Origin of the sequence: Pseudarthrobacter sp. YAF2 (assembly GCF_052113345.1) — a bacterium.
Lineage (GTDB): Bacteria > Actinomycetota > Actinomycetes > Actinomycetales > Micrococcaceae > Arthrobacter.
The window spans coordinates 1-6461 of record NZ_JBFRDA010000037.1 but is presented as its reverse complement, the minus strand read 5'-3'; the positions used below and the strand labels follow the sequence as shown (position 1 = coordinate 6461).

Sequence of the window (6461 nt, the reverse complement as noted above, 5' to 3'; positions counted from 1 at the left end):
GCTGTGGGGCGCCTTAATTATCCTTCGCGGGTGTTGGATGGTGCGGTGACGCCGGCGTCGACGACGTTTGATGTGTTGCAGCATGCCGGTGAGGTGTTTGTTGATGATGCGACTGGTTCGACGTTGAATCAGGTGTCGCCGGCGAATATGCGTCTTGGCGGGGAYAAGCRGTTGCCGGGCTCTGCTGCGGTGAGTTTTGGGGCGCGGACGATTTCGGTSACGGATCCGGSGTCGGGCAAGGTGTGGGCGGTSTCTCCGTCGACGGTGAATGGTTTTGATGAGGAGGCGTCGGAGCCTGTTTTGGTGGGTTCCGAGGGGATTGTTTCTGCGGTCGGGGCTGATGACCGGATTTATTCGGCGGATCCGAAGACCGGGGTGGTGTCGGTGACGGGGGTGGATGCCGATGGTGTGGTGACGTCCTCGGAGTCCGGTRCKTGGGATGGGCTTAAGGGTGCCGGGGATCTGCAGATGACGGTGGTGGGGGATAAGCCGGTGGTGTTGGATGCTGCGGCGGGGAACCTGTTTTTGCCTGGTGGTAAGCGGTTGGTGTTGGAGAATGCGCGGGATGCGAAGTTGCAGCAGGCGGGGCCGGGCAGTGATTTTGTGGCTGTTGCGACGCGGAAGGYGTTGTTGAAGCAGCCTCTTGATGGGGCGGCGGCGAAGACGGTGTCGTTTGATGGCGAGGGTGTGCCTGCTGCTCCGGTGCAGTTGGGCGGGTGTGTGCATGCGGCGTGGTCGGGGGCGAACAAATATGTTCGTGATTGCACCAATGATGCCGATGACAAGAATGTTCCGGTGCCCAAGGCGAGTGCGTCGCCGTCGTATGTTTTCCGGGTGAACCGGGACCTGGTGGTCCTGAATGATGTGAACTCGGGCAATGTGTGGCTGGTGAACCAGAACATGCAGCTGGTCAACAACTGGGACGACGTCATCCCGCCGCAACAGACCTCGGACGACGCCGACAAGGACTCCGCCGATGAGGTGCAGCAGACCGTCCTGCCGGACCGCACCAAACCCAACAGCGCCCCCGTGGCCAAACCGGACACCTTCGGCGTGCGCGCCGGAAAGACCACAGTCCTTCCCGTGCTGGACAACGACTCCGACCCCGACGGCGACGTCCTGACCGTCCGCACGCCCGACCCCCTGAAGTCAGGCCTGCTCGCGCCGATCTACGGCGCCACCGGGTTCCAGGTCAGTGTCGGTGCCGACAAGACCGGCTCTGAGACGTTCAAATACACGGGCGACGACGGCCGCGGACTCTCAGCCTCCGCCGATGTCACGCTCAACATCGTCCCGCCAGGGGAGAATTCGGCGCCCCGGCAAAAGCCCAACCGCAACACCACCCTGGTGGTGCAGGCAGGCAAGGTAGTCAGCCAAAATATCCTTCCCGACTGGATCGACCCTGACGGCGACGACCTCTTCGTCGTCGGCGCCACCGGCAGCGACCCCCGCGACCAGGTCCGCATCCGGCCCGACGGCCTGCTCAGCTTCCAGGATTCCGGGGCGGAACCGGGACGCAAAACCGTCACCGTGACCGTTTCCGATGGCCGGTCCACCACCGAGGGCAAGGTCACCGTCGACGTCCGGGCGCCCGGAGCGCTGCCGCCGATCGCCAACGCGGACCACGTGGTGGCCGTGGCTGGGGTGGACACGGTGATCGCGCCGCTGAAGAACGACTCAGACCCGCAAGGCGGCGCGCTGCGCCTGGCCCAGGTCACCCCGGACGGCAACTCCACCGCCACCATGGGGGCCGACCAGCAAACCTTCACGTTCAATTCCACCGCCGAGGGCGCGCACTACGTTACTTACCTGGCCACCAACGGACCCGCCAGCGCCCAGCAACTGGTGCGTATCGACGTCGTGCCCGGCAGCGGCGACGGCGCCCCCGTGGCCGTGCGCGACACTGCGCTGCTGCCCAGCGGCGGCAACGTGCTGGTGGATGTCCTCGGCAATGACTCCGACCCCTCCGGCGGCGTGCTGGTGGTCCAGTCCGTGACGGCTGCGGACGGCCTGCCCATCAGCGTCTCCGTGCTGGACCACTCCGTTGTCCGGATCACCGATATCCGTGCCCAGGGCCAGCTCACCGTCAAATACACCATCTCCAACGGCAAAGCCTCCGCCACCGGCGAGATCGCCGTGCTGGTGGTCCCCGCCCCGGCCAAACTGCAGGCCCCCCAGGCCAAACCGGACGAGGCCACCGTCCGCGCGGGCGACGTCGTCACCATCCCAGTGCTGGCCAACGACACCGATCCCAACGGCGGCACGCTCACCCTTGAACCGCAGCTGGCCCAGCAGCCGGACCCAGCAGACGGGCGCATCTTCACGGCCGGCGGAGCGGTGCGGTTCATCGCCGGAGACGTGCCCAAGACCGTGTACGCGATCTACAAGGTCACCAACGAATCAGGCCAGTCCGACTCCCAGCAGGTCACCATCCGTATCCGGGCCCGCGACGACCAGCTCAACACCCGGCCCGAACCGAAGAACCTCACCGCCCGGGTTGTGGCGGGCATGACCGTCCGCATCCCGGTACCGCTCGACGGCGTGGACAGCGACGGCGACTCGGTCCAGCTGACCGGGGTGGACAAGGCCCCTGCCATGGGCACGGCCGTGGTCAAGGACGGCTACCTCGAATTCACCGCAGCGGGCAACGCGGCAGGCACAGACACGTTCACCTACCGGGTCCGGGACCGCATCGGGGCGGAGAACACCGGCACCGTGATCGTCGGCATCGCACCGGCGGAAGCCACCAACCAGAAGCCCATTGCCGTTGACGACGCCGTGGACGTCCGCCCGGGACGGAAGATCGCCGTCGACGCCCTCACCAACGATTCAGACCCTGATGGTGACCCGATCACCTTGGTGTCCAACGGTTTCGAAGCGCGCCCGGACCTCGGCGTGGAGGCAGCCGAAGGCGGCAAGGTGCTGCTCACGGCCCCGAACGCCGCCGGTAACGAAAGCGTCAGCTACAAGATCCAGGACGATAAGAAAGCCCAGGCCGGTGCCGTGATCCGGGTGAAAGTCAGCCCCGACGCCGCGCTGAAGGCCCCGGTAGCCAAGGACGATGTGGTCACCCAGGCCGAGACGCTGGGCAAGTCCGCCGTCGACGTGCCGGTCCTCAAGAACGATTCAGACCCCGACGGCGTGGCGTCCGAACTCAAGATCGGCCTGCCTGACGGCAACCCCAACGCCCGCGTCACCGGCGAGGGCACCGTGCGCGTCACGCTGGGGCCGGCAGACCAGCTGGTGCCCTACACCGTCACCGACGTTGACGGCCAAAGCGCGACGGCGGTCATCTGGGTTCCCGGACAGGGCGAGCAACATCCCACCCTGGCCAAGACCGAACCCGTAGAGGTCATGTCAGGCAAGGAAATCACCCTCAACCTGGCGGATTACGTCCGGGTGCGGGAAGGCCGCACGCCCCGGATCACCCAGGTGGACAAGGTCCGCGTCCTGGGCGCAGAACCGGACAACGTGGTGGCCGGAAACGGCAATGCCCTGCGTTACGCCGCCCTCAAGGACTACGTGGGTCCCGGCTCCATCACCTTCGAAGTGACTGACGGCACAGGACCGGACGACCCCGCCGGCCTCAAGTCCACGCTGAGCATCATCACCAAGGTCATCCCGGACCCCAACGCCAACCATCCGCCCACCTTCAGCGGCGCCACCCTCGACGTTCCCGCCGGCGAGTCGGCCAGCCTGGACCTCGGCAACCTGGCCAAGGATGTGGACGCCGGCGACCAGGACAAGCTCAAGTTCGAACTCGACGGCTCCCTGCCCGAGGGCTTCAACGCAACCGTGGACAAGGCAACCCTTAAGGTGACTCCTGATTCGGCCCGGGCCGCCGGCTGGAAGGGCAGCATCCCGCTCAAGGTCACCGACGGCCGCTCAGATCCGGTCCGCGCCACCATCACCGCCACAGTGGTCGCCTCCAACCGGCCGCTGCCCACGGCCAACGAGGACGTGGTGGACAAGGCGAACGCCGGCAAGTCCGAGACCGTCAACGTCCTCGCCAACGACTTCAACCCCTTCCCGGAGACGCCCCTCCGGATCACCTCCGCCACCGTGGAGACCGGCTCGGCCGCAGGGCAGCCTGCCGTGTCGGGGGACTCGATCACGGTCACCCCGGCGAGCGGGTTCAAAGGCGTGATGGTGGTGCGGTACACCATCATGGACAAGACCGGGGACGTGTCCCGGCAGACCGACGGCCGGGTCCGGCTCACCGTCCGCGACCGGCCCGACGCGCCCTCTGCGCCTTCTGCAACGGATGTCCGGAGCCGGACGGCCGTGCTCAAGTGGACACCGCCGTCGGACAACGGCGCAGCCATCACCAAATACACCGTGCACTCCGCCAGCGGCTTCAGCCAGGAGTGTGCCACTACTACCTGCACGCTGACCGGCCTGACCAACGACGTCAAGTATGTCTTTACCGTTACCGCCACGAACGAGGTCAACGAATCCGATCCGTCGCCGGCCTCCAACGAGATCAGGCCCGACGAAAAGCCGTCGCCGCCGGACGCCCCCGCCGTCAAGGCCGGCGACAAGAACATGGAAATCACCTGGCCGGCAGCCAAGACGGAAGGCTCGGCCGTCAAGAACTACAACCTGGAGATCTCGCCGCCGCCCGCGAACGGGGCAGCGGTCAAGAACGGCGTGACCGGGCTGAGCTACACCTGGCCCGGACTCACCAACGGCGTGCGTTACAAGGTGCGCGCCCAGGCAGTCAACGAACTCGGCCCCTCAGACTGGAGCCCCTACTCTGCCGAGGACAACCCTGCCGGTGTTCCCGCGGCACCCGCCGCTCCGACGTCGTCCGTGGCCTCCTCGGTGGGAACGTCCAACCAGCTCAAGGTGGACTGGAACGAGCCAAACACCAACGGTGACGCCATCAGGAACTACTACGTCACCATGAGCGGTGGCGGCGGGGCGGCCCAAACCCAGATGGTGGCCGGCACCGTCCGGACGGCCAACTTCACCGCCAACAATTCCGAAGCGTCGTACACCTTTACCGTGCAGGCAGAGAACAAGGCCGGCAAGGGCGCGGTCAGTGCGGCGTCCGCTCCCCGCCGCGCCACGGGCAAGCTCGCACAGGTCTCCGGCGTAAGCGCCACGGAGGCCAACACCGGCGGTGCCGGCCGCTCCGTCACCATCAACTTCCGCGAGCTCACCGCCGCCGAACGCAACGGCTCAACGTACGCCGAAGTCAGTTACACCTACCGGGCCAGCACGGGACAGTCGGGGCCGATCAGGCCCGGGCAGACCGTCGGTGGATTCGCCAACGGCAGTTCCACGGCCATCACCGTGATCGCCAACTCTTCGGTGGCCCCCAGTTCCGACGCCAGCACTCCGGCCACCGCCAACCCGTACGGTGCGCCGGGAACTCCGTCGGCCGCCGGGCAGGACGGCGCCGAGAACCAGAAGAACCTGACCCTGAGCTGGGCGTCCCCGGCAGCAGGCAGCTACGACATCGCCTACACCCAGATCAGGATCGACGGCGGGGGCTGGGAACGGGTGGCAGCCTCCGGCAGCCGCACCATCAACACCGCCGGCTTCAACGAGCGGCATTCGATCGACGTGCAGACGGTCAATTCACGCGGCACCGGCGGGCCCCTCGCCTCGGCATCTGCCCAGTCCGGCGCGGCCAAGACCCGCTGGACCACCAGGCTGGCCAGCGGGATGGATCGCAGCTGCACCGACCTGCCCGGCGCCACCTCCTACGATCCGCAGAACTTCACCTGTGACGGGAAGGGCGGGTACGACCGGCCGTGGATGTCGCACCTGGACACCTTCGATGTCATGTGCTGGAAGCCGCACGGCACCACCTACAGCGGGGACGGCCAGTGGTACTACATCATGCGCGGCTCACCGAACGCCACCCGCTGGATCCAGTCGCTGCACACCACGCTGGGCTCGCCGGCGCAGAGCGGAGTGCCGCTGTGCACCTTCCCGACAGGAGCAACGCCATAGCCGCCGGGCACCGGGCAACGGTCCCGGCCGGTGCCCGGCAGGGGATAGAGGTCCCCATCGCGGGGTCTTGCGGGGCTTCGGTAGTCTTGGCGCGGGGAAAGAAAGCCTGCTGCCTGTCCCGCGAACAGGCCGGTATCCGGCAACACAATCTGAGGGAAAAGTAACGCTGTGACAACTCTGCTGGGGAAGCTTGGGCTGAAAAAGCGACATAAGAAGGCCGCCGCCGGTACTGCGTTTGGTGTGGTGGTGGCGGTGGTGGTGACGGGTGCGGTGTTGTATCCGGGGTTTAAGACCACTGAGGTTGAGTTGAATGATGGTGGCGTCTGGGTGGTGTCCAAGACCAAGAACGCTGTGGGGCGCCTTAATTATCCTTCGCGGGTGTTGGATGGTGCGGTGACGCCGGCGTCGACGACGTTTGATGTGTTGCAGCATGCCGGTGAGGTGTTTGTTGATGATGCGACTGGTTCGACGTTGAATCAGGTGTCGCCGGCGAATAT

At 66.3% G+C, this 6461-nt stretch carries 1 protein-coding gene and 1 pseudogene; both read left to right on the top strand.

Annotated elements, in window-relative coordinates:
• Positions 1–5766: pseudogene (locus tag AB4Y79_RS21500) on the top strand (Ig-like domain-containing protein); the annotation flags it as partial.
• Positions 5767–6132: 366 nt separating this feature from the next.
• Positions 6133–6461, top strand: a 329-nt coding sequence (locus AB4Y79_RS21495) for a hypothetical protein (protein WP_441866209.1), incomplete at its 3' end; no start/stop codon positions are given.